This window comes from Escherichia sp. E.sYA108, from assembly GCF_011754335.1.
GTDB lineage: Bacteria > Pseudomonadota > Gammaproteobacteria > Enterobacterales > Enterobacteriaceae > Escherichia > Escherichia coli.
Window position 1 is genome coordinate 1 of record NZ_JAAQVZ010000002.1, and the last position, 20,999, is coordinate 20,999.

A 20,999-nucleotide genomic window follows, 5' to 3' on the forward strand; every position below is an offset into this window, starting at 1 on the left:
GGCGGCATATGACCTGGCTAATGGCAAATACACCGCACAGGACGCTACCACTGCGCGGAAAGGGATAGTTCAGCTCAGTAGCGCCACCAACAGCACATCTGAAACGCTGGCTGCGACGCCAAAAGCTGTTAAGGCGGTAATGGATGAAACGAACAAGAAAGCGCCCTTAAACAGTCCTGCGCTGACCGGAACGCCAACAACGCCAACTGCGCCAAAAGGGACTAATAATACTCAGATCGCAAGCACGGCTTATGTGATGGCCGCGATTGCCGCACTTGTAGACTCGTCGCCTGACGCACTGAATACGTTGAACGAGTTAGCGGCGGCGCTGGGAAACGACCCGAATTTTGCGACCACCATGACTAAAGCGCTTGCGGGTAAGCAACCGAAAGATGCCACTCTGACGGCGCTGGCCGGGCTTGCTACTGCGGCAGACAAGTTTCCGTATTTTACGGGGAATGATGTCGCCAGCCTGGCAACCCTGACAAAAGTCGGGCGGGATATTCTTGCGAAATCGACCGTTGCCGCTGTTATCGAATACCTCGGTTTGCAGGAAACGGTAAATCAGGCTTCTGGCGCATTACAGAAAAACCAGAACGGCGCAGATATTCCAGGAAAAGATACCTTCACAAAAAATATTGGTGCATGTCGCGCTTTTCACGGTGCTATTAGTACAGGGGCAGGGAACTGGACAACGGCACAATTGATTGAATGGCTGGATTCTCAAGGGGCATTCAATCACCCATACTGGATGTGCAAATGTTCATGGTCATACGGCAATAATAAAATTATTACCGATACTGGCTGTGGAACTATTCATCTTGCAGGTTGCGTTATTGAGGTTATGGGTAATAAAGGTGCCATGACCATCCGTGTAACAACACCAAGCACTTCCAGCGGTGGCGGAATCACTAACGCTCAATTCACTTATATTAATCATGGTGATGCTTACGCTCCTGGCTGGCGACGAGACTACAACACGAAAAACCTGCAACCTGCATTTGCTTTAGGGCAGACAGGAAACAGGGTTGCAAATGATAAAGCTGTTGGCTGGAACTGGAATAGCGGTGTTTATGATGCAGACCTAAAAGGCGCATCAACATTAATCCTCCACTTTAATATGAATGCGGGGAGTTGCCCTGCTGTACAGTTCCGCGTGAATTACAGAAATGGCGGTATCTTTTATCGTTCAGCGCGTGATGGTTATGGCTTTGAAGCTAACTGGTCAGAGTTTTACACCACAACACGCAAACCCTCTGCGGGAGATGTTGGTGCATATACGCAGGCAGAATGTAACTCAAGGTTTATTACAGGTATTCGCCTTGGCGGTCTGTCATCTGTTCAGACATGGAATGGTCCCGGCTGGTCTGACAGGTCAGGTTATGTCGTTACGGGTTCAGTTAACGGAAACCGTGATGAATTAATTGATACAACTCAGGCAAGGCCAATTCAGTATTGCATTAATGGAACGTGGTATAACGCGGGGAGTATTTAATTATGATGCACTTAAAAAATATTACTGCTGGCAACCCTAAAACAAAAGAACAATACCAGCTAACGAAACAATTTAACATCAAATGGCTTTATACAGAGGATGGGAAAAACTGGTATGAGGAACAAAAGAACTTTCAGCCTGATACGTTGAAAATGGTCTATGACCACAACAACGTTATTATTTGTATTGAAAAGGATGTTTCAGCAATTAATCCAGAAGGCGCAAGCGTCGTTGAGGTTCCTGATATTACAGCAAATCGCCGGGCTGATATTTCGGGTAAATGGATGTTCAAAGATGGCGTAGTGATAAAGCGAACTTATACCGAGGAGGAACAGAGGCAGCAGGCAGAGAATGAAAAGCAAAGCCTGTTGCAACTTGTCAGGGATAAAACCCAGCTATGGGACTCACAGCTACGGCTGGGCATCATTTCCGACGAGAATAAACAAAAATTAACCGAGTGGATGCTCTATGCGCAGAAAGTCGAATCTACAGACACCTCCAGCCTGCCAGTAACATTTCCCGAACAACCTGAATGAGACAAGGCCCGATAGCGGGCCTTAATTTTTATTCAGGCTTTTGTGGCCATTCAGGATTTGCCGTATCCACACGGCTGACCAGAACACTGTAGCGTTCCCATGCTTCCAGTCGTGTGCGTTCCTCGTCTGTTGCCATATTCAGCCTGACAGCGCGTTCCAGCGGCTGGATGACTGATTCAGCTTCGGAAAACAATGCGGCCTTTTGTGATTCGGCTTGTTGTTGCTGTTCGTCTGCCGTATAAATCCGTTTAACTACAGCTCCATCCTTAAACATCCACTTTCCTGAATCATCGGCACGACGATTGGCTGTTATATCTGGAATCTCAACGACACTAAAGCCTTCGGGATTAAGCGTTGAGGCATCTTTGGTTATGGCAACAATAATATTATTTTCGTCGTATACAATCTTTATGGTGTCGTCCTGAAAGTTATTTACTTCCTCATACCAGTTTTTACCGTCCTCAGAGTAAAGCCAGACAACTCCGTGTTTCTTTGTTAATTCATACTGTTCCAGTGTTTTAGCGTTACCCGCTTTTATGTTCTTTAAGTGCATCATATTAAACGCTCGCTACATTATACCAGGTGCCATTTATATACTTTTGAACGGGTCTGTAATAAACGCCCGCTATATTATCGGCAGAATTGGACCCTGTATCCTGAACATTAATACCAGTCAATACATGACCTGACGGGCACTGGAAATTCCATGTTTGCCAGTTATTCACGCCATAATATCGCTGTGAACCAAGTCGAACATCTTTCACATAACGGGAATCAAAGTTACCGTAATCTGAGGGATTAACACGCCCTGTAATATTTATGGTTTTATTACTTTGAATACTGCCGGAGACAAAGCGCATAACATGGACGTTATTAGCATAAACATCCAGATACCCGTCGCCATTTTGTTTAAATCCCGTGTCATTATCACCCAAAACAATCGAGTTACCGCCAAGAGCACTGGATGTTCCGATGCCCAGTGCACCATTCAATTGACCGCCAGATAATGACAACGCCCCAACCTCAGCAGCAGTCGGTTTAATGTGCGAACTGTAAATTACATATACAGTTCCATCTGTCAGGCCTGTTGGTTTATTCGCTGTATAAGTTGGTGATGTATGAATCGTTACGCTGGCGTTACTGGTATAATCCCACTGAATATTAACACCTGTGGCGTAATTACCTATTTCAACATAAACATCATAGGTATTACCGGATGTATTCACCCATGCAAAATTAGTAAATCCAACCGATGTCCGTCGCCATAATGCACCAGTAATACCTTTTGGATTCCCATTTCCGGCACGCAGAACCAGCTCAGAGATGCCTGCTTGATGCGAGGAGCCAACGTTATACCCTGCGCCACCAATCAGGCTTATGTAAACCACGGAACTGGCTTGTGGCATTGTTACAGTTGCCAGTTTGAACCATCCAGCACCACCACTAAAAGACATGGTTGTTGAATTTGTTGTGCCGATATTACGCAGGAATAGTTTTTTATCGGGAATATCTGCGCCGTTCTGTTTTTTCTGTAATGCGCCAGAAGCCTGATTTACCGTTTCCTGTAAACCGAGGTTTTTGCGAATTGCCTCTGTGTCGTCTGAACGATATTTTTTCCCGCTTTTAGCAACAATCGCGGTTTAGAAAGTATGCAATATGGTTATGCGAGGGTGTCAACTTTTGACCAGAATTTGGAATTACAACTGGAGGCGCTCAGGAGTTTAGGATGTGACCGGATTTTTGAAGATAAAATATCCGGTGCTAAATCAAAACGACCAGGACTTGATAAGCTACTTAAGGTGTTACGGCCGGGCGATACGGTTATTGTCTGGAAGCTGGACCGAATGGGGCGTTCCCTGATTCATCTTGTTGATTTACTTAACCATTTTTTATCAAACAACATTGAGTTTATTTCGATTACGGAAGGGATAAAAATTAGCACTTCAATTGGCCGCTTTGCCTACACGATGCTGAGTGCAGTCGCAGAGATGGAGCGGGAAAATATGATTGAAAGAACGCGTGCAGGATTGGCGGTGGCAAGGGCTAACGGCAGGATAGGAGGACGCCGCTCAAAGCTGGCACCAGAGCAATGGGAACAGATCGGAAGACTTATTGCGAATGGTGTTTCACGTAAGCGGATAGCGATTATCTTCGATGTTACCTTATCCACGCTTTACCGCAGGTTTCCGGCTGGGAATCATTGACTGGAGTTAGGCCAGTAGTATGATGCTCGCAAAACGAGATCCAATTTAGATCCTTTTACTGGTGGATTATCGTTCGATCAGTGAGAGACTTCGTGCATGACCGAAAGTGTTGTGGTAGAGTTCTCTTAAAACCACGTAACGTGGTTATGATTGTGGGTGTCTGGTTGGAAACTGACCAGATATGGAAACAAAAAGCCCGCAGATAAATCTGCGGGCTTCTTGCGACATCCACGGAAAACCAACAACAACAATCCATGGGCGCCTCGACAACTCCCATTATACGTTGGTTTTCCGTGGACGCAAGAGCGAACATATGGATAGACCAATGCCGTCTCTACGTTCCGCTTACGTTTGTAATTTGTCGCCGGAGTTCCAGCCTCCAAAGCACCATACGCACAAGCTGCCGCTAGTGTTATCTGATGCTTTACAGCGCATTAATGGTCGTGATCTTACGTGTGAGGTTGCGTTCTACGTTAATCAGCCGTCAGAGCGGAAGCGCCGGATAAACGAGCATCGTCGTCGGGCGATTAATGCTGTGATTGCTGCGATTTTGCACCATGTAAACATCATTTCTAAGCGGGTTCTGGCCAGTGCTGAGGCGTTGGCTGATTTTTGCGGCCTGTCTACCGTATCCGAAGCTGGGAACAAGTCTATAACACGCTGTACAAGGGCGTTGTCGCAACTGAAAGCGTTAGGTTTTATTGATTATGAACGTCGCTGGGATCGGGTGAATAAACAGTATTGGCCAGCGAAAATAGAGATTCGTGATCAACTGCTGGAAACCGTTGGTATTACTGAACAAGCATGGAGACGTGCGGTTAGCCAGAAACTTAATTACTTCAATGCGAAGAATAGCGAACGGCTTAAAAAAGCGATAACGGAGGCTGATTATAAGCGTATTGTTATGCAGGAGCAGATGGAGAATGTATGGCGTCAGAGGAAGACAGCCAGAGAGATAAAGGCAAAACAGAAAGCAGCGGAGAGAGCTGCGCGTCTTGTTCAGGAAAAGGGAGAGGCCGAACTTCGTCATCAAATCACTAGAGAGGTTAGCCAGGAATTTGCTGATGGCATGTATCCTGGTGCTGACCTTGCATATTTACGATCCCTCGTTGAGCAGCGTTATAACAGGTTAAGAAAGACCTGGAAATCACTCCAACATTAACCCACCTGAATGATGAATCCGGTTTTACCGGAGGATTATCTACGTCGCAATAAAATATCTGTTCAAAAAACAACCTAAATTAATTTTCTCTAAACCTGAACACAGCAAAAATATCGCCTTCACAGGCATCGGCTAATAAAGTTATCCACAGTTTTGATATGTATATGCAAATGGTTTTTTATAATAGATGCACTAAACAAATAAATGCAAAATCACTTTCTTTTATTAAGACTTTCTTTATTTAACTTACACAGGCTTTGCCTGTGAATATGTTCGCCCTTGCAGCGAGCTAAAGCTCGCGCCGGTTCGAGTCGCTACGCTCAAATATACCTCCTCCGGCACTTGCCGGAGGCATGGAGCAGCCCGATCATCCTTTTCGAAACGGCACGTTTCGAACTATACAAAATCAATTTATATAAGGCCGAAATAAGGCCTACGGCCGGGCTTTGCAGGAGGAAGGGGCGAGCCTTATCAATAAACGTCGATAAATACGCACACAGTAGCCATCAGAACGCGATAAAACGTAAGAAACATCATTTCCTATTAGACATAGAAAACTTGTCTTATACGCAATGTAGTAAATTTCTATTGCCACATAGGAAAAGATTTCCTACCATCGTAGATATAATAAATGGAGATGGTTATGGATAAAGATACTGTTTTAAAAATGTTGAATCCGGCTTGTTTAAAAAAAGCGGATGAATGGGAATCTCCTACATGTGGAGAAGTTCGGGCAGTCATTGGCCTGACTGGAATGAGCGGCTCGCAGTTGGCCAAAAAACTAGGCTTAAAAGATAGTCGCAATGTTCGCAACTGGCAGATGTTAAAGGAGTCCACATCCAGATCCAGCATTCCGTATGCAGCCTGGGCGCTGCTGTGTTACTTCGCTGGGTTAGGGTTAATCTTCATTGATAACAAAACAGATGTTTGAAACATGCAAATATGAGGTTTGTTATGGAACTTGTACGCAAAACACGCAAAGAGTTCTTGGACCTGTATCGCATGGGAGCTTTCACTTGTGTTGTGGCTACCCAGGACGAAGTGACAAAAAGCTGGCGGCTTTTTGCTCTCAATAAAAAAGGGATTGCCGTTTTCATTGAAAAAGCCCGTGGTGGTATCCGCGAATGGGCGGGATTGAATTATGTGGCTGATTTTTGCGCAGCTATGGGGATTCGTCGCTGGGAAGTCCATATGCCAGGAGTAAAGTCACAAAAATAGGGCTTTCGCGTCGAAAATGAGGCGAAACTGAAAACGAGATTTCATTAACAAATAAGCAACATAAAAAACGGTGGAAAACGCCCAGGAAAACATGATCTTTTGAGCGGATTTTTTAGATCCGACAATGAACGGTGATCCGGTGGTGCCGATAACGTCCATTATGTTAAATGGCCCCGTTTTTCTTGAAATTATAACTCACAGGTTATATAGTTAGTGATATAAACTACAGGTTATAGGATTGAGCATGTGGACGGTACTTTTTAGCCAGCGATTTGACGGCTGGCTAAATGAGCAAGAAGACGCTCTTCAGGAAAAGGTTTTGGCTGATTTGAAAAAGCTACAGGTTTACGGACCTGAGTTACCCAGGCCATATGCCGATACCGTAAAAGGTTCTCGGTACAAAAATATGAAAGAGCTTCGCGTTCAGTTTTCTGGCCGTCCGATAAGAGCCTTTTATGCGTTCGATCCGATTCGCCGGGCTATCGTTCTTTGTGCAGGAGACAAAAGTAACGATAAGCGGTTTTATAAAAAACTGGTGCGTATAGCTGAGGATGAGTTTGCAGCACATCTGAACACACTGGAGAGCAAGTAATGAGAACATTAGATGAGGTGATTGCCAGCCGTTCACCGGAAAGCCAGGCGCGAATTAAAGAAATGGCAGATGAGATGATTCTTGAGGTCGGCTTGCAGATGATGCGTGAAGAACTCCAGTTATCACAAAAGCAGGTTGCTGAGGCGATGGGTATAAGCCAGCCAGCAGTAACAAAGCTGGAGCAGCGCGGAAATGATTTAAAGCTGGCGACATTAAAGCGTTACGTTGAAGCTATGGGAGGCAAATTAAGCCTGGATGTTGAGCTTCCCACAGGAAAACGAATAGCGTTTAACATCTGATCAGAACGAATGATAAGCCCCTGTTGCAAAGGGGCTTTTTTGTGCTCATGGAATTATATAATTATAGATTTATATAAAAAGTGCTTTACAGGTGGGACAATATTTCCTAGTGTTATACCCGAAACCGAGCGATACCCGCCCTGGTTAAACCGGAGATAACCCGATGAGCATGATTAAAATCCGCAAAAACGCTTTCCTTAAAATTCAAACTATCCTGGCTGGTTCTGTTGGCGTGATTTGCCGTTCTTCTTCAAGCCGCATCGATGACGGCTACGATGATGAGTATCGTGTGTCCTCGTGCGATGAGGCTTTAACCTGGCTGAAGGAGAATCAGGAACGTGCCCAGGTATATCTGGAAACAGAGAACGGCAATCAGATGCTGCGTATTAGCGGTCGTTATGGATTTGAAACTACATTCATGGCCTATTTTAATCAGGCTTACTTTGACAAGGAGCTGGCCTGGTACACTGATCGCATGAGCAAAAGCGAGCCAGCCCCGATTACACCGCCGAACAATAAATCATTTTTATTCCTCGTTAAGTAAACACAATGCGTAAAGTGTCATTTTGACACTTTGCGAGTGTTAATATTGTGCGAGGAGGATGCTATGACGGGTTATGAATTGAAATTATGGCGTCGTGGGATGAACTGGACGCAGGAGCGAGCCGCCGAAGAATTTGGGATATCGTTGGCTACATATAAGCGATATGAGAAGGGGGAGCCGCCGAGGGTCATTGAGATGGCCATTCGCGTTCTGTCATTTGACGATATGGTTAAGGATCTTTCACGCCTTGATAAAGACGCGATTCTGTTAAGGCTGCAAACCCTTGTATGGGAAAAGGTTAAAGTGTCGTCAGAATTGGAACAAGGGATCAAATGATCCTTTACGGATCGTTTTCTGGTGGTGTAATGTAAGCGCCAGAAAGACAAAAACCGCCTTGCCGGGCGGTTTTCAGTCTGAAATTTAAATCTTGCTTGGTAGGCTGGATTTAAAAAGACACCTCTTGATTGGGGCGGCTTTCTTGCGTCTAAAGATAATCAAATCTTTTTGCGCCTGCAACCCCTTTTTTACTGGTGCACGTTTCAGACTCACGCTCGCGTCGTTGTCTTTGCTACTTCGTTGGGTTCGGTGTTTTTGGGCGAAGTGGCGCGCGGGTATGCGTACAAGGGGAAAGTGTGCTGACGCAAGCCAGGAACAGCGATCTAAACTAAGTCGAGTCTGAGAAAGGCAGGAGTGCGACAACTCGCCTGTGCTCAATGAGCAGAAGAAGGTATATCAGACGACCAATGGCATGATTGTGGGCCACAGGGCGCACACGGCAGCGAAGCATTGGAAACGATGTGGAGCTATCTGGTGGCATGAGTTCCGGTACTCGATCTCGAGCTTTTTTTGATGCTTTTGAGAAGGGGCCGGAACTCCGGTAAAGGGCACCCTGTATGGGGGGAGGGGGGGGTGTGTCTGAAGGGTGGTTATCGGTTATGGTGGAATTATGATGCGTAGAAAAGCGAGTTTGCTGCAAGCTATTGGGTCCATTATTTCTTTGTTTCCGGCAGTTGATCATTTTCGTCATATGGCGACACGTTCCAGTATGGGCTTGGTGCGTGACGCTGACGCTATTCGAAAGGATTTTCAGAAAGTCTCTGGTGTTGATAAGAGAGAAAAGAGTAAGGGGCCGTAGCCCCTTGTAGTTATGGTCTGCTTTTCTGTGCCAGCTTATCAGCACATGTTTTTATCAGATCCTGTAGTGTCCTGGCTGGCAGGTTTGCATCCAGTACGCTGAGTATGCTGTTGTGATCAGCCTGGTCGATTACTTTGCCTGTCGGTGGTAGTAGCTTGAGCTGAGGATTCAGGTTTTCGTCAAAACTGATAAGTGCTCTGGCGTTTCTGAGCAGATCAAGAAGTAAGGCTGATATCACATCATCTTTAGTCATTGTTGGTAGATTTAGTGCCGCTTTAGTTTTCTCCGTCGCCTTGTCAAACTCTTTGATTAGTGTCTTGCGGTAGTTTGGTTCCGTTAATAGCCGATGATGTTCTGTTGCCGTTCGGATAATCTTTGTTTCCTGATACAGTCGGTTGTATAGCATTCGCTCGTATTCTGCCTTTAACACGCTGCTGATAGCGTTAAAGGCTTCAATGTAGGCCAGCTTGATATCCTTCACGCCTGGACCGTCGATACTTTCCATGAGCAAGGTAAATCCGTCTTTTGTCATGCGATAGATTGTTATTTCGCGGTCGCTTCCTTCCAGCGGTCGTTGTTCTTTAAAGAAGTGACGCGCCGCAGCCGTGCGAGGAATGCGTAACGCATCGATGGCCATAACGATGGAATTGTTTGTGGTGCTGAATGCTTGGGCAACATCGGCTGAGGTTGTGAGTGGCTCGTTGTTGCACACCTTAACGTAATACATTGGTTTAGCGTTGAGCGTATCGACAACCTCACGAGCATTGTTTGGTGAGACGGTTACGGTCGCGGCCGTTTGCGCGTTCTGGTTGAAGTAGCAGTCTTCCAGCCGTTCGAATACATCCCATGCCTGATCGGTTTCGAGCATTTTAGCGTGACGTGCAGCCCCGCGTTCGGTCCAGAGGATGAGCTTTCTAACGTTATTCGCGATGGTTTGAAAATCTCTTAAAGAGATTTTCAAACTTTGGAGATCTGTACCTTTTACAACTATGAAATGTTTTCCTTCTGTAAACCGGGACTTATTACGGTGGTGATTTCTGTGAAGACATTCGACGCTACAGCCATATAGTTTGGCAAGCAGCTCCGTGGTGATAACGGGGAGCTGGTTATGCAGGATAGGCTGTAGGGTGTTAACGGTCGGAAGCGTTTTCATTTTGCACCTCCCATAACTACTTTGGTTACGAGGGAGATTTTTGCGACAGAAACAGCGTTATCGTTGCTGGCGATGCGCATAGCTTCGCGCTCGATGATTTCAGCCAGGCGGAATTTATCGGCGTATGAGGCTTTCTTGAGAAGGATCTTTACGAGGTTGACGTAATAGTCATGGGGTAGGTTTGTCATTGTGATGATTCCCTTAAAGGTTAAGGATACTCACCACCGTCAGGTTCCAATCATTGGGTGGTGAGACGTGCAGGGTTGGAACTACCGGACACAATGACGAACCGGCGAGTCTTACGACTCCCCCGCACGCCCCACCATAATTTGGGTGTAGCAGTGCTTTACGCATAAAAAAACCGCTAACGCGGTATGCGCCATTGTGTCTACGGGGTTCCAATCCCGACCGTAGATTTTGCTACGGCTAGGAAAGTGTCCACCAATGGCGCATTTATGTCAATACGGCGGGATTTTAACAGAGACAACCACATAGCGTGGGTTTGAAAAACGGAATTTTCTGCTCATTAAGCGCATGATTTGACCAATCAAATTTGTTTGATACTGAATTTTGGGAATATCATGTGAATATAAGGAACTTTAACGTGAGCGTTGGGAACTTAACGTGATTTATTGTTGAAAAAAGTTGCTTTGCATCCAATTTTTTGGATATGATTTGAATGTAGGGAACTTCATTGTATTGGATGTGGTTTCTTTTGAGAATGGAAATTGGTAGTGAATTTAATGCAGAGGAGGTAAAAAATGACTGAACTGTCAAAAAACTCATGTTTTTCAACAATTCACCTAATGATCATAAAAGAACTTAGGCTAGAAAGAGGTGTGCATCAAGGAGTGCTGGCTCAAGCGGCTGGAAAAACACCAAACGCATGGACAAAGATAGAGAACGGGCAGTCTGTATTAACGGTTGATGCTCTTTTTGGTGCTTGCTCTGCCCTTAATATTAGTCCAATGAATTTCATGTTGTTGGTAGAAAAACTGATTCCCGAATTTAATCGCTGTGGTTACTACTTTTTCCCTGGAACAATCGATCAGGATGAGGATAACCTTTTGCCTCTGATGCTGAGTTACTTCAACAGCAAGGGGTTTGAAGCATTGAGAAATAGGCCATTCGAAAGAGTTAGCATTAGCTCAATGGGATTCTCATTTGGGGGCGGCATCCCTGTTACTCCAACTGCTGTAATGTATTGTTGCGATGAAGCATATAGAAATTGGGTCGATAACGGCGCTGATATGGATAATCGAGATTATCTGGAGTCATCAATAGGTCTTGGACGGTTTTTAATGAGTGAAGAAACAAAAAAACCGTCCTATTGAGGACGGTCCTTTCGTGCTGATCGGATTCGCGGTCCTTTCAGCATAACGTCGTTGTACTAATACAACCACGCAAGCACAAACAGCAACTACATTCTTACCCAACTGAGGTGAATAGTCCACTATTCATATAAAAAAATTTAGCTCATTAGCTCATGCAAAATGAAGGTTTTTAACTTATTTACGTGTAATCTTATGTAATAAAAGCGTTTTTTATTCCTTCATTATGAAGGGTATGACGTGTAATATGGCTTGGGGCCTTTCCGCCGATTCGCACCCGGGCACTGACTTTCAGGAAAGGATTATCCACTTGCCGTACCACGCAGGCACAAACAGCGTGCTTGCTCTCGCGTCATTTTCGTCGGTGGGGATGCCGTGAAACGGCCTGTAAGGGCCACACAATGAAAAAATACTACATGTGTATTTTTATCGTTGTTACTGGGGCTTTGTTTACGCCACATGGAGAGGGTTGGAAGATTACTGATAACGCTCTGAATGTGACGATAAACATTAGCAGCAAGTAGCGATTAGGCCCCTTCGGGGGCCTTTTTTATGGTTGAATTTAAACGCTGGAGCGCATTAAGCCTTTCAGAACTGCTTCACGTACCCATGCTGGCCTGGTGGATAGCAGGGCAAATAAGCGACCAGCTTGCAGCCGTTTGAGGTCGGTTAGACGAGTTTTCAGTAACCGTGTATATTGTTGCTCGGACATAACAAATTCCCCTTGTTGTGTCGCTACGGCCAACAGTTGGCGCTGGAGGCCGTCACCTTCTCTTACTTCTGGTTGTATTGAGCCTTGAGTAACTCAAAAGATTTTGTCAGCACTTCTTTCAATGACATATCCATTGAGCTGGCGAACGTTTTGTACTCGCGTTTAAATTCAGGGTCGACGTTAAACGCCATTTGTGCCCCACCTGATTTGGTTCTGGCTGGCGTTTCAGTCGGGTCGAAAACCTGCGGTTGTTCGATCGATGGCGGTACGCCTTTGCTGTTCTTCTTTGGTGGTTTTGATGGTGCGGCCATGTGTATCCTCTCTTATATAAATCTATAAAACTATAATTATATATTACGCGGCAGTAGTCAGAGCCTCAAGCTGGTTGATAATCCCCTGAATAACGTCGTCTGCTTTTTTGCGTGGCGCAACGTATGAGCACTCAATGAGGCTTAAGCCTTTATCCTGAGCTTTGCTCAGAGCTGGCTTGTGGGGAATGTACTTATCGACAACAAAGTATGGCGTATTAGCCAGGTACTCTTGGGCTTCAATATAGTCAGCTTCGTTTTCAGCCGCGCCGGAAAACACCATGCAAATTTTCTTGATTGGTACACCCTTTTTAACGATGCCGTGAGCTGTGTTAACGGTGGTTTCCAGGTCATCGGTAGAGAATCTGGTTGGCAAAATAACCATATCCAGAAATTCAGAGAGCTTCGGTACTGATTCAGATGCGTAGGCACCGCCATCAACGATAACCAGGTCGTATACTTCTGATTCGATGATTTTCTGGACTTGTGATGGCGTGCCGCACGGCTGCGCCGCGATTGCAGGTTCGATATTGTTGGCCATTCTGCGTTGTACCCAACGCGTTACCGTTCCGTTAAGCACATCCATATCGATCAGGCATACATTCCAGCCAGCCTTTGCATAAGCAACTGCTAAAGCACGAGCAATGGTTGATTTGGTTACGCCGCCTTTTCCGTTGAAAATACCTACAGATATAGTCATTTGTCGAGACTCCATGTGTTTGATTATATAATTCTATAAATCTATATTTATAGAATGAGGTAAGCATAACCAACTTTTTGGCGGATGAAAAGTGTTTTATATAATTATATAAATCTATAATCATATAAGCGGGCGTTAGCCCGCTTGCAGTCAGAGGTCAGCTATCGTTGATATCAGTTGATTTGCTAGCTGTCGCTGTTTACGTGAGAGGGTTAGAGCAGCTTCTGAGCGGTCGCTAAGAGGGGTGTTTTCATCGAGAATCATGAGGCATACAGAAATAATAGCCCTGTTATATGCCATCAATGGCTGGCACAGCTTCGATATCGCTGGCACATCGTATTGTAAGGCCGTTTTGAGGCAGACTTTTTGTTCTGATGCCAGATGAAGGATAGATTCTATCCAGTCGATATCTTTCTCATTATCAATGAGTTGGCATAACATACACTCAATCGCTATGTTCAACGCTTGGATTTCGATTCCAGCAGTGATCAGAGTTTCGTTTTTATTGGCTGTATGTAATTCCATGCGTAGCCTCTTTTATACTTTTTCATGTTGTCAAAACCACAAATCGTGGTTTTTTTGAGCGTAGAAATGCACGGCTTTCGCCGTGCTGTGTATCATAACCAGTTGACAACACTAACTACGCGGCCAAGAACTTTATAACGCTTAAATTCCTCGTTATTCAGATGCTTAGTGTTCATTTCAGCATCCCTTTCGGTTGACAGCATAACAGCATTGTCACCCGGTATGACTCTACAGTGCCTCAAAACAACCAGGCCATTTCTGTCTTCAAGGGCATAGATCCCCTCATGAATCTCTGTATCGTCTGTATTAATCAGGACTTGGGAGCCAGGGGATATTGTTGGTGACATTAGCTTTAGCTCATCGTTGCTCTGGAGAACAGACAGAGACGATGGGTTGATGTTCTTGCTTCGTAGAATCTCCTGTTCTATCGCCAGCACTGGCTTTTCTCCGGCGTGCGATGCTATGTCATTTTTTATAGCTACAAGCCCAGGAATAACAGGTGCGTTAGTATTCTGGGGTGGGAACGGGTTATCTGTTAAGCACGCGATATAAGGCGCTGATGCTTTCAGGGCGTGCGCGATTTTCTTGATGGCAGGTATAGATGGTTGTCTTAATCCGGCCTCATAGTTCTGCAAGGTGCTTAAGCCTATTCCAGTGACTTGCTGGAGATCTCCGGCAGTCATGCCGGATTGTTTCCGTAGAGTCTGAATGCGCAGACCTATTTCTTTCTTGATGTTCTCGTCGTTGCTTTTCATTTCTCATCAATCGTGAATGGGGGGGTTATTTATACATTACCACATTTAGTGGTTTTCACACGGTAAGACGAGAGGTAGACCACAAATAGAAGGTTATTTTTTGTTTCCCCATTGAAAAACTCACGATTTGTGGTTTTAATACCACATATCGTGGTTTAACTGGAGTTAGTTAAATGACCTTTCAGGAGTGGGTTGATGAAAATGGAGGCCAAATTGGTGTTGCCAGAAAGTTTGGCTTTACGTCATCACTGATTGGTGCCTGGTATCGCTTCGAGAGATTCCCTCGTGCGGATAACCTGACGCTGCTGGTGGCGTATTCGGAAGGCCGGATTAATGTCCAGCAATGGGCGGCAGATTTTGCCGAACGTCAGCGCCAGCGTAGCGATGGCACATCGGTTCGGCAGAACAAGATCAAAGGGAATCTCCCTGTTAACTGCTTATCAAGGTTGAAAGCGGTTTTCTCTGAGCTGGGAATGCCTGCGGAGCATTGCAATCTACGCGGTCCGCGATTCATTGCTCGCTGGAAACACTCACACGTAACCGTTTCAGAGGTTCGTGATGCGATTGCCATGCTGGAGTTTAAGAATAAAGATTCCAGCGATATCGAGCTGATTCATAAGGAGATTAGCAACGCTCGGCGTTCAGCACTTGGGAGGCTTGAGGAATGATGATTCTGGCCTTCTTTGGTGATAATCACCAGATTCAATCGCAGGTGGTGCACTACCTTGATCAAACGATTAAAGGATTTGTTATCGATCATATTGATAACGATAGTAAACGTCTATCTGTAGAGCAGAAAATTGGAGGTGTGCAGCGACTGGTTGCCAGCCGTAACAGACGTGACACCGTAACAGTAGTCACGGGGATCACGGAGGTCATGGAGTACCAGATGTTGCTGCATCGTGGAGCTGTTTTCTGCGTTCTTCCTGGCATTCTGCCAGCAATTCTTGCTCGTGGTTTTGTCCCTATTGATGAGTCGTTTTTATATGTAACTCCAAGCCGTTCCCTTCTGGATTCGGAGGCGAAGCGTCGCATTTATATGCTGCCGGACGAGGCATTTTCTGAATGTTACCGCCGTGAAATGAGGTTGGGTAAACGAGATGTGTCTGTTTCTCGTGATGGCAGGTTTTTAAGCAGCCGCACGGTGAAAAGCACCAGGAATGACGGGGGCCATCAATGAGTGGTTATGTTCGCGGTGCTGCGATGCATTGCCAGAATCCCCAATTCTGGCGCTTTCTGACCAGTAAAACAGGGAAGAACATTTCAAACAGTTCTGAGGCCTCTGTGATTCTGCGTGAGTTTTGCGGGATCTCATCCCGTAAAGAGCTGGCAAAGAACTACGCGGCCAGAAGCATGTATGTCCAGTTAATTAACGAGTTCAACCTCTTTATCAATGGTAAGGGGCGCTGATGAACGGACGTACACCAACGAAGAAAGAGAAACTTTATATACAAGCGGTGCTCACTCACGTGGGTTGCATAGCTTGCATTATTGATGGCCGTGAAATTGAGAATCCAGAGCTGTGGACGGAGCTACATCACGATCCTGATTACGGCAGCGTTGATGAGAATTGCCACTTCCATAGCTTTGGGTTGTGCGCACCACATCATCGCGGTGTTGTGCCTGGTGGTGGGCGCGTGCCTCCGCATATTGCCGTTCGTCACCCTCCCCTGAGTAATTGTGCTCGCTTTGTTGAGCGTTATGGCACCGATGAATTTTTGTGTGCGCAGACGTGGGAGCTGTTGCCGCAGTCAGTTAAAGACGAAATTGGGTTTGATCTTAGTCTTGGTGAAGTACCAGGGGATACCAAATGAGATATACCGGCTTTCGCAAACCAGCGACCAGGAAAAGCAAATACGGCAATAAAAAAACTGTTGTCGATGATATCGCTTTTGATAGCAAAAAAGAGGCTGATTACTACTGCGAACTGAAGCTACTGAGAAAAGCTGGCCGCGTTGTGACGTTTCTTATGCAGGTGCCTTTTCATCTGCCTGGTGGTGTCGTTTATAAACTTGATTTCATGGTGTTTTATGACGATGGGTCGATTGATTGTGTCGACACTAAAGGTGTGCGAACAGACGTCTACATCATGAAGAAAAAGCAGGTAGAGGCGCTTTATCCCGTCACGATACGGGAGATCTGAACAGTGAGACGCGATCTGGATAGCTTGTTTGAGCTATGGGCGCTGTGGGTGCGCAATGGCTGCAACGCCCGTAGCGGTTTCGCGTCGATGTTAGAAATGATGATGGTTACGCGTTGCCAGTTTACCGGAGGGGGCGGCGCACCAAATGACTCACTGGAAACCAGTATCGAGGGAGCGGTGACGGCCCTCACGGTAGTTGATGAGACTGCGGCGCTGGTTGTCCGAATTGAATACGGGGCGTGGGAGATTCGGGGCCTCGACATAAATGCACCGCATATTGATAAAGCCCACGCCCTTTCTCTTAGTCTCAGACAGTATCGCCGGAAGCTGGCAAAAGCCAGGGCGTATGTTGTCGACTATTTGAAAAAGCGAAGAGAGTGAAAGTGTCATTTTGAGCTGTTTTGATGGTGTGTAGACATCGGGAACATCGAAAATCTATAAATATATAATTATAGATTTATATAAAAAGTGCTTTACAGGTGGGAAAAAATTTCCTAAGGTTATACCCGAAACCGAGCGATACCCGCCCTGGTTAAACCGGAGAAATCTGATGAATAAACAAGTAATTATTTCTGACTGGATCAACAACCCTAACAGCCTGTTAAGCACTGATACTGGCTACCTATTACGCCATGTTAATGGTCGTATGGTCAAAAGCGATGAGCACGAAACCTTTTTCTTTGTTGAAGACGATGGGCGTATCTATGAGGATGGTTACTCTTATGAAGCCCAAACTGGTTGTATCCCTGCGGAGCTGGTGGACGTAACAGAAGATCTGCGTAAAGCATGGCTTGAACAGCAGCAGCGCGGAGATGATTACGTAAACACCTATCAGGAACGCCAGAACGCGCGTCTTGCCCGATATATTGCTCGTGCAGAAAAAGCCAGAAAAGAAGGTGCGGTAGCGCATAAGCGAGCGCATGACCTGTTGGATGTGATCCCGTTAGGCCAGCCGATTTTAGTTGACCATTATAGCGCGAAAGGCCATCGCCGCCGTTTGTCTAAAGCTGATGCGTTATTCAGAAAAGCGTTTGTTGAATGCGAAAGTAAAGCATCACACTACGAGAGCAAAGCCGCAGGTGTTGGTCGTAATGGAATTTCGTCTGATGATCCTGATGCGCTATTTAAGTTGCTTCGTAAGCTGCAAGGCTGCATGAAGTCACACGTCAAAATGAAGGCCGCAAATAAGGCCATTCGCAAATACAAAAAAGACCAATTACAGCAGCTTTCTGCATTAATCGATCTCAGGTTTACAGAAAGCGAAGCCAAAGAGTTACTGGCCGGAGATTTCTGTGGGCGCATCGGATTCCCTTCATACGCACTGAGCAACAATAACGCCGAGATCAAACGACTACAGAGCCGTATTAAGGAGCTTGAATCGGTCAAGTCTGTAACAGGAGCACAGCGCGAAGAATACGACGACTTTTCTATGAAGATAGATCCAGAGGATAACCGCATCCTGTTTTATTTCCCTGGCAAACCAGAGGCAAACATTCGTTCGCTGCTTAAATCACGCGCCTTTAAGTGGAGTCCAACCCGTAATGCATGGGTTCGCAAGATTACTCCAAATGCCCTGGCTGATGCCCGATATCTGAAAGAATCGCTATTGAAAGCCTGACAGTAAGCCTACGGCGGGATGTCTCCCGCCGTATATAGAATTATATATTTATATAAATGTATAAGGACGCCTCGACAATGAAACGCAAAATTATTAACCCCCAAGATGTGATTAATTTCCTGACCGATCACCCATGTTCAAAAGTGGACGTAATCGCGGAGCACATTGGTGTGTCGCAGAACTCTATGCGTTGCAGACTGAGAAGCATGGTTGCCGAAGGACAGATAACAACCAGGAAAATAAATGGTTGCCTGTACTACTCCGCTAAACCGGAATTGCCATTTGGCATGAATCCTAACTCCATGTTGTTTAACACCTTATTAGCCAAAGTTAAGCCGTTGAGAGGGGCTGTGGCATGAGCATCAAAACCCATACCGGAATAATCATCACCATTGATGGTGAGAAAAAAGTGAAGTTACGCGAAACGCCGACAACCTGGTGTGTTGGTCCGAAAGAAACATATCGCAAGGAAGATGGCCGTCGTTGTGGCGCACCACTTTCCCGCCGTCGCCTCCTTTTGAGCACGATAAAACCTATCGGGCAGGTTGAGCAACCAACGACTTTGGTAACGAAGATTTCAGACAAGAGTCTGGCAAACCTGATCGCTGATGCGGACAAGGTGCTGGAGCGAAACACCCCCGTTGCAGATGAGGAATGGTGGCAGGATTTCCGAGCCGCAATGCTAGAGCTTCAGGAACGTCGTCGGGAGGAGTTGAAGTGAGTGGATCAAATTGTCGAATTAATGGCAATCGAATAGAGCCGTGTGCTGCATTGGCAAAGTCTCTTGAGCACGATGCTGAATGCTCAGTAAGAAAAGGCTTACTGCTATACAAAATCTGGAATGAGAGTTTAACCCGTGGACCTGATTTGGTGATGTTGCGTTCCGGTGAGTTTTCTAAATCACCTATTCGAGTCTCATTTTGCCCATTCTGTGGTGAAAGTCTGAAAACGTGGGAAGCGGAGGCAACCAGTGAATAACCGCTTTTACATGATGTGCTTGCGTGAAACTGTGGGTAATAACGCCTCATTCCATTGCCATAACGGCAATGGTTACAGTTCTGATATCGATCGCGCTCATATTTACACGCTGGAAGAAGCCCAAAAAGCCTGGAATTGTGGGCGAGATATCGATCAGCCTGTTTGTGCCGATAGTGTGGATGCAATGGCTGTGTGGCACGTTGATTGCCAGTACATCCCTACAGAAAGCCTGATTGAGTCAGATTGCACTGAGTATGTGGCCTACAAAAAAGGTAGCTGGAACGGCAACGATGTTTACTGGCTTCAACACGGTGGATTGCCAACAGATGACTTCAGTAAAGCGACCATCTTTAGCTTCGCCAACAAAAACGAACCAGGAATAGTTTGGTTGCCATTTTCCATTGCTGATGCAGCAAAGCGCCGGACGTTCAATATCAATAACTTTAACCGCAGAACAATGGTTCAGGGCGCAGGTTTGGTCATGCCTGACTGGTTGAAAGAGCAGAACAGAAGAAAGAAGTCGCGAAGCGGGAAGGTGCGTTGGAATTGTCCGCATTGCGGAAAAATAACCTGGCAGTACAGCCCATATGATTTTGAAGGCTGTCGTGATTACAACTGTGAAGGATGGCGAGAATGACAATTGACTATCAGGTACTGCGTGAGGCGGCAGAAAAGGCAACACCAGACGAATGGGTCGCATTTATTTCGACGGATACTGGTACTTATGCGGTGCACACGCCCGGTGATGAACGATGTGAAGACGTTATCAAATGGACCGGCTTTGATGGACAGAAAAATGCAGAGAACAACGCTCGTTATGTTGCCGCGTTCAACCCAAAGGTTGCACTGGAGCTGCTTGGTGAAATTAAGCGCCTGGAGGACACAAATATTGATGCTATGTGTCGAATTGCAGAGCTTGAGACTAATCTCGCGGCGCTGGCGGCGGAGAATGAACTGGCTCGTAAGGCAGTTCAGGCATTCTGCGATGTTGTTGGCGACAACACCGAGGTTATCGCTGAGGAGGTTGGGCGAGATGGCGTTCTGGTTATTTTGGAGGCCATGAAGGCAACAGGAAATATTCCAGCCACCGATGCTTTTCTGGCTGAAATTCGTGCGGAAGCACGCAACGAGGGGATTAACTATACCGCCAGCCGTCTTGCTGCTGCGTTCAATCACGGATTTATCAATAAGTCTTTGCGTGAAGTTTTCGACGTTACACGCATGATTTTGTCAGCGAAAGAAGAGTTGGCTAATGAAGCGCATCCGATTGATGGCCTGTCTGGTGAATATGCGGAGAAATCCCTTGAAGAATGGGCGGAACAGATTCGTAAAGGAGGCGACAAGTGAGCAATTTAGCGAGGCTACGAGCAGTATTTAGATATTCAGAGCGGGTAATGAAGCACATACAACCGAAAACATGGCAGAAACTGGACTCTATGGGAGTTAAGTTGGAGAAGATTACTCAACTTAAGCAGTGGCATATCGGCGAATATTATGGAAGTCCTGGTCGGGATGTTCGGTTGGTCAAAAGTTAAGTATTGTTTTTTTATCGATCGATTAACCACATTGTGAAGGTTTTTTTATGGGGAAA

At 45.9% G+C, this 20,999-nt stretch carries 31 protein-coding genes and 1 pseudogene; 24 read left to right on the plus strand and 8 right to left on the minus strand.

Annotated features, from left to right (window positions below):
• Positions 1-1,495: phage tail protein (locus HBM92_RS24510; RefSeq protein ID WP_166726892.1), on the plus strand; the 1,495-nt coding region annotated here is incomplete at its 5' end.
• A 2-nt stretch (positions 1,496-1,497) separates the two neighbouring features.
• Positions 1,498-2,031 (plus strand): tail fiber assembly protein, encoded by a 534-nt coding sequence (locus HBM92_RS24515; protein ID WP_000972173.1) that lies wholly within the window; start codon positions 1,498-1,500, stop codon positions 2,029-2,031.
• A gap of 28 nt (positions 2,032-2,059) precedes the next feature.
• Here the strand turns inward: HBM92_RS24515 and HBM92_RS24520 are convergent, their stop codons facing one another.
• Together HBM92_RS24520 and HBM92_RS24525 are read right to left on the minus strand one after the other, a co-directional pair.
• The gene (locus HBM92_RS24520) at positions 2,060-2,587 is read right to left on the minus strand and encodes a tail fiber assembly protein (RefSeq protein ID WP_000972103.1); all 528 of its coding nucleotides are present in this window, start codon (positions 2,585-2,587) and stop codon (positions 2,060-2,062) included.
• A gap of 1 nt (position 2,588) precedes the next feature.
• Positions 2,589-3,515 (minus strand): annotated as a pseudogene (locus HBM92_RS24525) (phage tail protein); the annotation flags it as partial.
• 165 nt (positions 3,516-3,680) lie between these two features.
• Between HBM92_RS24525 and HBM92_RS24530 the strand changes: the two are divergent.
• From HBM92_RS24530 to HBM92_RS24570, 9 genes are all read left to right on the plus strand, one after another.
• Positions 3,681-4,235 (plus strand): recombinase family protein, encoded by a 555-nt coding sequence (locus HBM92_RS24530; protein ID WP_001199265.1) that lies wholly within the window; start codon positions 3,681-3,683, stop codon positions 4,233-4,235.
• A gap of 181 nt (positions 4,236-4,416) precedes the next feature.
• Positions 4,417-5,397: a plasmid replication initiator RepA gene (repA, locus tag HBM92_RS24535; RefSeq protein ID WP_228465520.1), complete on the plus strand. Its 981-nt coding sequence runs from the start codon at positions 4,417-4,419 to the stop codon at positions 5,395-5,397.
• A gap of 643 nt (positions 5,398-6,040) precedes the next feature.
• On the plus strand, positions 6,041-6,328 hold the full coding sequence (locus HBM92_RS24540; RefSeq protein ID WP_000356589.1) for a hypothetical protein: 288 nt from the start codon (positions 6,041-6,043) through the stop codon (positions 6,326-6,328).
• Positions 6,329-6,351: 23 nt separating this feature from the next.
• Entirely contained in the window at positions 6,352-6,615 is a 264-nt protein-coding gene (locus HBM92_RS24545; protein ID WP_000424604.1) for a hypothetical protein, read from the plus strand.
• 244 nt (positions 6,616-6,859) lie between these two features.
• Entirely contained in the window at positions 6,860-7,207 is a 348-nt protein-coding gene (locus HBM92_RS24550) for a type II toxin-antitoxin system RelE/ParE family toxin (protein ID WP_000269913.1), read from the plus strand.
• A complete protein-coding gene (locus tag HBM92_RS24555; RefSeq protein ID WP_001259436.1) occupies positions 7,207-7,506 on the plus strand; it encodes a helix-turn-helix domain-containing protein in 300 nt (99 codons plus the stop codon). The genes HBM92_RS24550 and HBM92_RS24555 overlap by 1 nt, the downstream gene beginning before the upstream one ends.
• A 163-nt stretch (positions 7,507-7,669) precedes the next feature.
• Positions 7,670-8,050 (plus strand): hypothetical protein, encoded by a 381-nt coding sequence (locus HBM92_RS24560; protein ID WP_000061764.1) that lies wholly within the window; start codon positions 7,670-7,672, stop codon positions 8,048-8,050.
• 63 nt (positions 8,051-8,113) lie between these two features.
• Positions 8,114-8,386 (plus strand): helix-turn-helix domain-containing protein, encoded by a 273-nt coding sequence (locus tag HBM92_RS24565; RefSeq protein ID WP_000148349.1) that lies wholly within the window; start codon positions 8,114-8,116, stop codon positions 8,384-8,386.
• A gap of 610 nt (positions 8,387-8,996) precedes the next feature.
• A complete protein-coding gene (locus HBM92_RS24570; protein ID WP_000986262.1) occupies positions 8,997-9,185 on the plus strand; it encodes a hypothetical protein in 189 nt (62 codons plus the stop codon).
• Positions 9,186-9,195: 10 nt separating this feature from the next.
• Here HBM92_RS24570 and HBM92_RS24575 read toward each other — a convergent pair whose 3' ends face one another.
• Both HBM92_RS24575 and HBM92_RS24580 read right to left on the minus strand, forming a co-directional pair.
• Positions 9,196-10,338, minus strand: a complete 1,143-nt coding sequence (locus HBM92_RS24575; protein WP_000854799.1) for an ORF6N domain-containing protein — start codon at positions 10,336-10,338, stop codon at positions 9,196-9,198.
• On the minus strand, positions 10,335-10,526 hold the full coding sequence (locus tag HBM92_RS24580) for a hypothetical protein (RefSeq protein ID WP_000183352.1): 192 nt from the start codon (positions 10,524-10,526) through the stop codon (positions 10,335-10,337). The genes HBM92_RS24575 and HBM92_RS24580 overlap by 4 nt, the downstream gene beginning before the upstream one ends.
• Positions 10,527-11,099: 573 nt before the next feature.
• Between HBM92_RS24580 and HBM92_RS24585 the strand changes: the two genes are divergently transcribed.
• The gene (locus HBM92_RS24585; protein ID WP_000137931.1) at positions 11,100-11,672 is read left to right on the plus strand and encodes a helix-turn-helix domain-containing protein; all 573 of its coding nucleotides are present in this window, start codon (positions 11,100-11,102) and stop codon (positions 11,670-11,672) included.
• A 771-nt stretch (positions 11,673-12,443) separates the two neighbouring features.
• Here the strand turns inward: HBM92_RS24585 and HBM92_RS24590 are convergent.
• From HBM92_RS24590 to HBM92_RS24605, 4 genes are all read right to left on the minus strand, one after another.
• Entirely contained in the window at positions 12,444-12,692 is a 249-nt protein-coding gene (locus HBM92_RS24590) for a hypothetical protein (RefSeq protein WP_000730007.1), read from the minus strand.
• 43 nt (positions 12,693-12,735) lie between these two features.
• On the minus strand, positions 12,736-13,389 hold the full coding sequence (locus tag HBM92_RS24595) for a ParA family protein (protein WP_000156167.1): 654 nt from the start codon (positions 13,387-13,389) through the stop codon (positions 12,736-12,738).
• 150 nt (positions 13,390-13,539) lie between these two features.
• The gene (locus HBM92_RS24600) at positions 13,540-13,914 is read right to left on the minus strand and encodes a hypothetical protein (RefSeq protein WP_000418975.1); all 375 of its coding nucleotides are present in this window, start codon (positions 13,912-13,914) and stop codon (positions 13,540-13,542) included.
• A 92-nt stretch (positions 13,915-14,006) separates the two neighbouring features.
• Positions 14,007-14,669: an XRE family transcriptional regulator gene (locus HBM92_RS24605; RefSeq protein WP_000839974.1), complete on the minus strand. Its 663-nt coding sequence runs from the start codon at positions 14,667-14,669 to the stop codon at positions 14,007-14,009.
• Positions 14,670-14,842: 173 nt separating this feature from the next.
• On the opposite strand from HBM92_RS24605, the gene HBM92_RS24610 reads away from it, so the two are divergent.
• The 12 genes from HBM92_RS24610 (at position 14,843) to HBM92_RS24660 (ending at position 20,755) form a co-directional block, all read left to right on the plus strand.
• On the plus strand, positions 14,843-15,337 hold the full coding sequence (locus tag HBM92_RS24610; RefSeq protein ID WP_000143879.1) for a hypothetical protein: 495 nt from the start codon (positions 14,843-14,845) through the stop codon (positions 15,335-15,337).
• On the plus strand, positions 15,334-15,849 hold the full coding sequence (locus HBM92_RS24615) for a hypothetical protein (RefSeq protein WP_000972942.1): 516 nt from the start codon (positions 15,334-15,336) through the stop codon (positions 15,847-15,849). The genes HBM92_RS24610 and HBM92_RS24615 overlap by 4 nt, the downstream gene beginning before the upstream one ends.
• Complete coding sequence (locus HBM92_RS24620) at positions 15,846-16,079, plus strand: hypothetical protein (RefSeq protein ID WP_000017467.1); 234 nt, start codon at positions 15,846-15,848, stop codon at positions 16,077-16,079. The genes HBM92_RS24615 and HBM92_RS24620 overlap by 4 nt, the downstream gene beginning before the upstream one ends.
• Positions 16,079-16,483 carry a Ref family recombination enhancement nuclease gene (locus tag HBM92_RS24625; protein ID WP_001014473.1) on the plus strand — a complete coding sequence of 135 codons (405 nt, stop codon included), beginning with the start codon at positions 16,079-16,081 and terminating at the stop codon, positions 16,481-16,483. The genes HBM92_RS24620 and HBM92_RS24625 overlap by 1 nt, the downstream gene beginning before the upstream one ends.
• Positions 16,480-16,812: a DUF1064 domain-containing protein gene (locus HBM92_RS24630; protein ID WP_001270824.1), complete on the plus strand. Its 333-nt coding sequence runs from the start codon at positions 16,480-16,482 to the stop codon at positions 16,810-16,812. The genes HBM92_RS24625 and HBM92_RS24630 overlap by 4 nt, the downstream gene beginning before the upstream one ends.
• A gap of 3 nt (positions 16,813-16,815) precedes the next feature.
• Positions 16,816-17,193, plus strand: coding sequence for a hypothetical protein (locus HBM92_RS24635; RefSeq protein WP_001250512.1), 378 nt, complete (start codon positions 16,816-16,818; stop codon positions 17,191-17,193).
• A gap of 169 nt (positions 17,194-17,362) precedes the next feature.
• Complete coding sequence (locus HBM92_RS24640; protein WP_001041904.1) at positions 17,363-18,430, plus strand: DUF3560 domain-containing protein; 1,068 nt, start codon at positions 17,363-17,365, stop codon at positions 18,428-18,430.
• A 77-nt stretch (positions 18,431-18,507) separates the two neighbouring features.
• The gene (locus HBM92_RS24645; protein ID WP_000823235.1) at positions 18,508-18,789 is read left to right on the plus strand and encodes a hypothetical protein; all 282 of its coding nucleotides are present in this window, start codon (positions 18,508-18,510) and stop codon (positions 18,787-18,789) included.
• A complete protein-coding gene (locus tag HBM92_RS24650; protein WP_000023818.1) occupies positions 18,786-19,151 on the plus strand; it encodes a hypothetical protein in 366 nt (121 codons plus the stop codon). The genes HBM92_RS24645 and HBM92_RS24650 overlap by 4 nt, the downstream gene beginning before the upstream one ends.
• Positions 19,148-19,408 (plus strand): hypothetical protein, encoded by a 261-nt coding sequence (locus HBM92_RS25560; RefSeq protein WP_071526260.1) that lies wholly within the window; start codon positions 19,148-19,150, stop codon positions 19,406-19,408. The genes HBM92_RS24650 and HBM92_RS25560 overlap by 4 nt, the downstream gene beginning before the upstream one ends.
• Positions 19,401-20,045 (plus strand): hypothetical protein, encoded by a 645-nt coding sequence (locus HBM92_RS24655; protein WP_001065193.1) that lies wholly within the window; start codon positions 19,401-19,403, stop codon positions 20,043-20,045. Before HBM92_RS25560 ends, HBM92_RS24655 begins: the two co-directional genes overlap by 8 nt.
• On the plus strand, positions 20,042-20,755 hold the full coding sequence (locus HBM92_RS24660) for an ead/Ea22-like family protein (protein ID WP_000151167.1): 714 nt from the start codon (positions 20,042-20,044) through the stop codon (positions 20,753-20,755). The genes HBM92_RS24655 and HBM92_RS24660 overlap by 4 nt, the downstream gene beginning before the upstream one ends.
• Positions 20,756-20,999: the final 244 nt, after the last annotated feature.

Excerpts from the sequence above, each read along its gene's own strand:
- HBM92_RS24560 (WP_000061764.1), top strand. The coding sequence starts at position 7,670 with ATGAGCATGATTAAAATCCGCAAAAACGCTTTCCTTAAAATTCAAACT.
- HBM92_RS24640 (WP_001041904.1), top strand. The coding sequence starts at position 17,363 with ATGAATAAACAAGTAATTATTTCTGACTGGATCAACAACCCTAACAGC.
- HBM92_RS24530 (WP_001199265.1), top strand. The coding sequence starts at position 3,681 with ATGCAATATGGTTATGCGAGGGTGTCAACTTTTGACCAGAATTTGGAA.
- HBM92_RS24550 (WP_000269913.1), top strand. The coding sequence starts at position 6,860 with ATGTGGACGGTACTTTTTAGCCAGCGATTTGACGGCTGGCTAAATGAG.
- HBM92_RS24520 (WP_000972103.1), bottom strand. The coding sequence starts at position 2,587 with ATGATGCACTTAAAGAACATAAAAGCGGGTAACGCTAAAACACTGGAA.
- HBM92_RS24555 (WP_001259436.1), top strand. The coding sequence starts at position 7,207 with ATGAGAACATTAGATGAGGTGATTGCCAGCCGTTCACCGGAAAGCCAG.
- HBM92_RS24570 (WP_000986262.1), top strand. The coding sequence starts at position 8,997 with ATGATGCGTAGAAAAGCGAGTTTGCTGCAAGCTATTGGGTCCATTATT.
- HBM92_RS24540 (WP_000356589.1), top strand. The coding sequence starts at position 6,041 with ATGGATAAAGATACTGTTTTAAAAATGTTGAATCCGGCTTGTTTAAAA.
- HBM92_RS24610 (WP_000143879.1), top strand. The coding sequence starts at position 14,843 with ATGACCTTTCAGGAGTGGGTTGATGAAAATGGAGGCCAAATTGGTGTT.
- HBM92_RS24575 (WP_000854799.1), bottom strand. The coding sequence starts at position 10,338 with ATGAAAACGCTTCCGACCGTTAACACCCTACAGCCTATCCTGCATAAC.
- HBM92_RS24615 (WP_000972942.1), top strand. The coding sequence starts at position 15,334 with ATGATGATTCTGGCCTTCTTTGGTGATAATCACCAGATTCAATCGCAG.
- HBM92_RS24620 (WP_000017467.1), top strand. The coding sequence starts at position 15,846 with ATGAGTGGTTATGTTCGCGGTGCTGCGATGCATTGCCAGAATCCCCAA.
- HBM92_RS24595 (WP_000156167.1), bottom strand. The coding sequence starts at position 13,389 with ATGACTATATCTGTAGGTATTTTCAACGGAAAAGGCGGCGTAACCAAA.
- HBM92_RS24545 (WP_000424604.1), top strand. The coding sequence starts at position 6,352 with ATGGAACTTGTACGCAAAACACGCAAAGAGTTCTTGGACCTGTATCGC.
- HBM92_RS24600 (WP_000418975.1), bottom strand. The coding sequence starts at position 13,914 with ATGGAATTACATACAGCCAATAAAAACGAAACTCTGATCACTGCTGGA.
- HBM92_RS24650 (WP_000023818.1), top strand. The coding sequence starts at position 18,786 with ATGAGCATCAAAACCCATACCGGAATAATCATCACCATTGATGGTGAG.
- HBM92_RS24565 (WP_000148349.1), top strand. The coding sequence starts at position 8,114 with ATGACGGGTTATGAATTGAAATTATGGCGTCGTGGGATGAACTGGACG.
- HBM92_RS24515 (WP_000972173.1), top strand. The coding sequence starts at position 1,498 with ATGATGCACTTAAAAAATATTACTGCTGGCAACCCTAAAACAAAAGAA.
- HBM92_RS24645 (WP_000823235.1), top strand. The coding sequence starts at position 18,508 with ATGAAACGCAAAATTATTAACCCCCAAGATGTGATTAATTTCCTGACC.
- HBM92_RS24590 (WP_000730007.1), bottom strand. The coding sequence starts at position 12,692 with ATGGCCGCACCATCAAAACCACCAAAGAAGAACAGCAAAGGCGTACCG.
- repA (WP_228465520.1), top strand. The coding sequence starts at position 4,417 with ATGGAAACAAAAAGCCCGCAGATAAATCTGCGGGCTTCTTGCGACATC.
- HBM92_RS24660 (WP_000151167.1), top strand. The coding sequence starts at position 20,042 with ATGACAATTGACTATCAGGTACTGCGTGAGGCGGCAGAAAAGGCAACA.
- HBM92_RS24625 (WP_001014473.1), top strand. The coding sequence starts at position 16,079 with ATGAACGGACGTACACCAACGAAGAAAGAGAAACTTTATATACAAGCG.
- HBM92_RS24580 (WP_000183352.1), bottom strand. The coding sequence starts at position 10,526 with ATGACAAACCTACCCCATGACTATTACGTCAACCTCGTAAAGATCCTT.
- HBM92_RS24630 (WP_001270824.1), top strand. The coding sequence starts at position 16,480 with ATGAGATATACCGGCTTTCGCAAACCAGCGACCAGGAAAAGCAAATAC.
- HBM92_RS24585 (WP_000137931.1), top strand. The coding sequence starts at position 11,100 with ATGACTGAACTGTCAAAAAACTCATGTTTTTCAACAATTCACCTAATG.
- HBM92_RS24605 (WP_000839974.1), bottom strand. The coding sequence starts at position 14,669 with ATGAAAAGCAACGACGAGAACATCAAGAAAGAAATAGGTCTGCGCATT.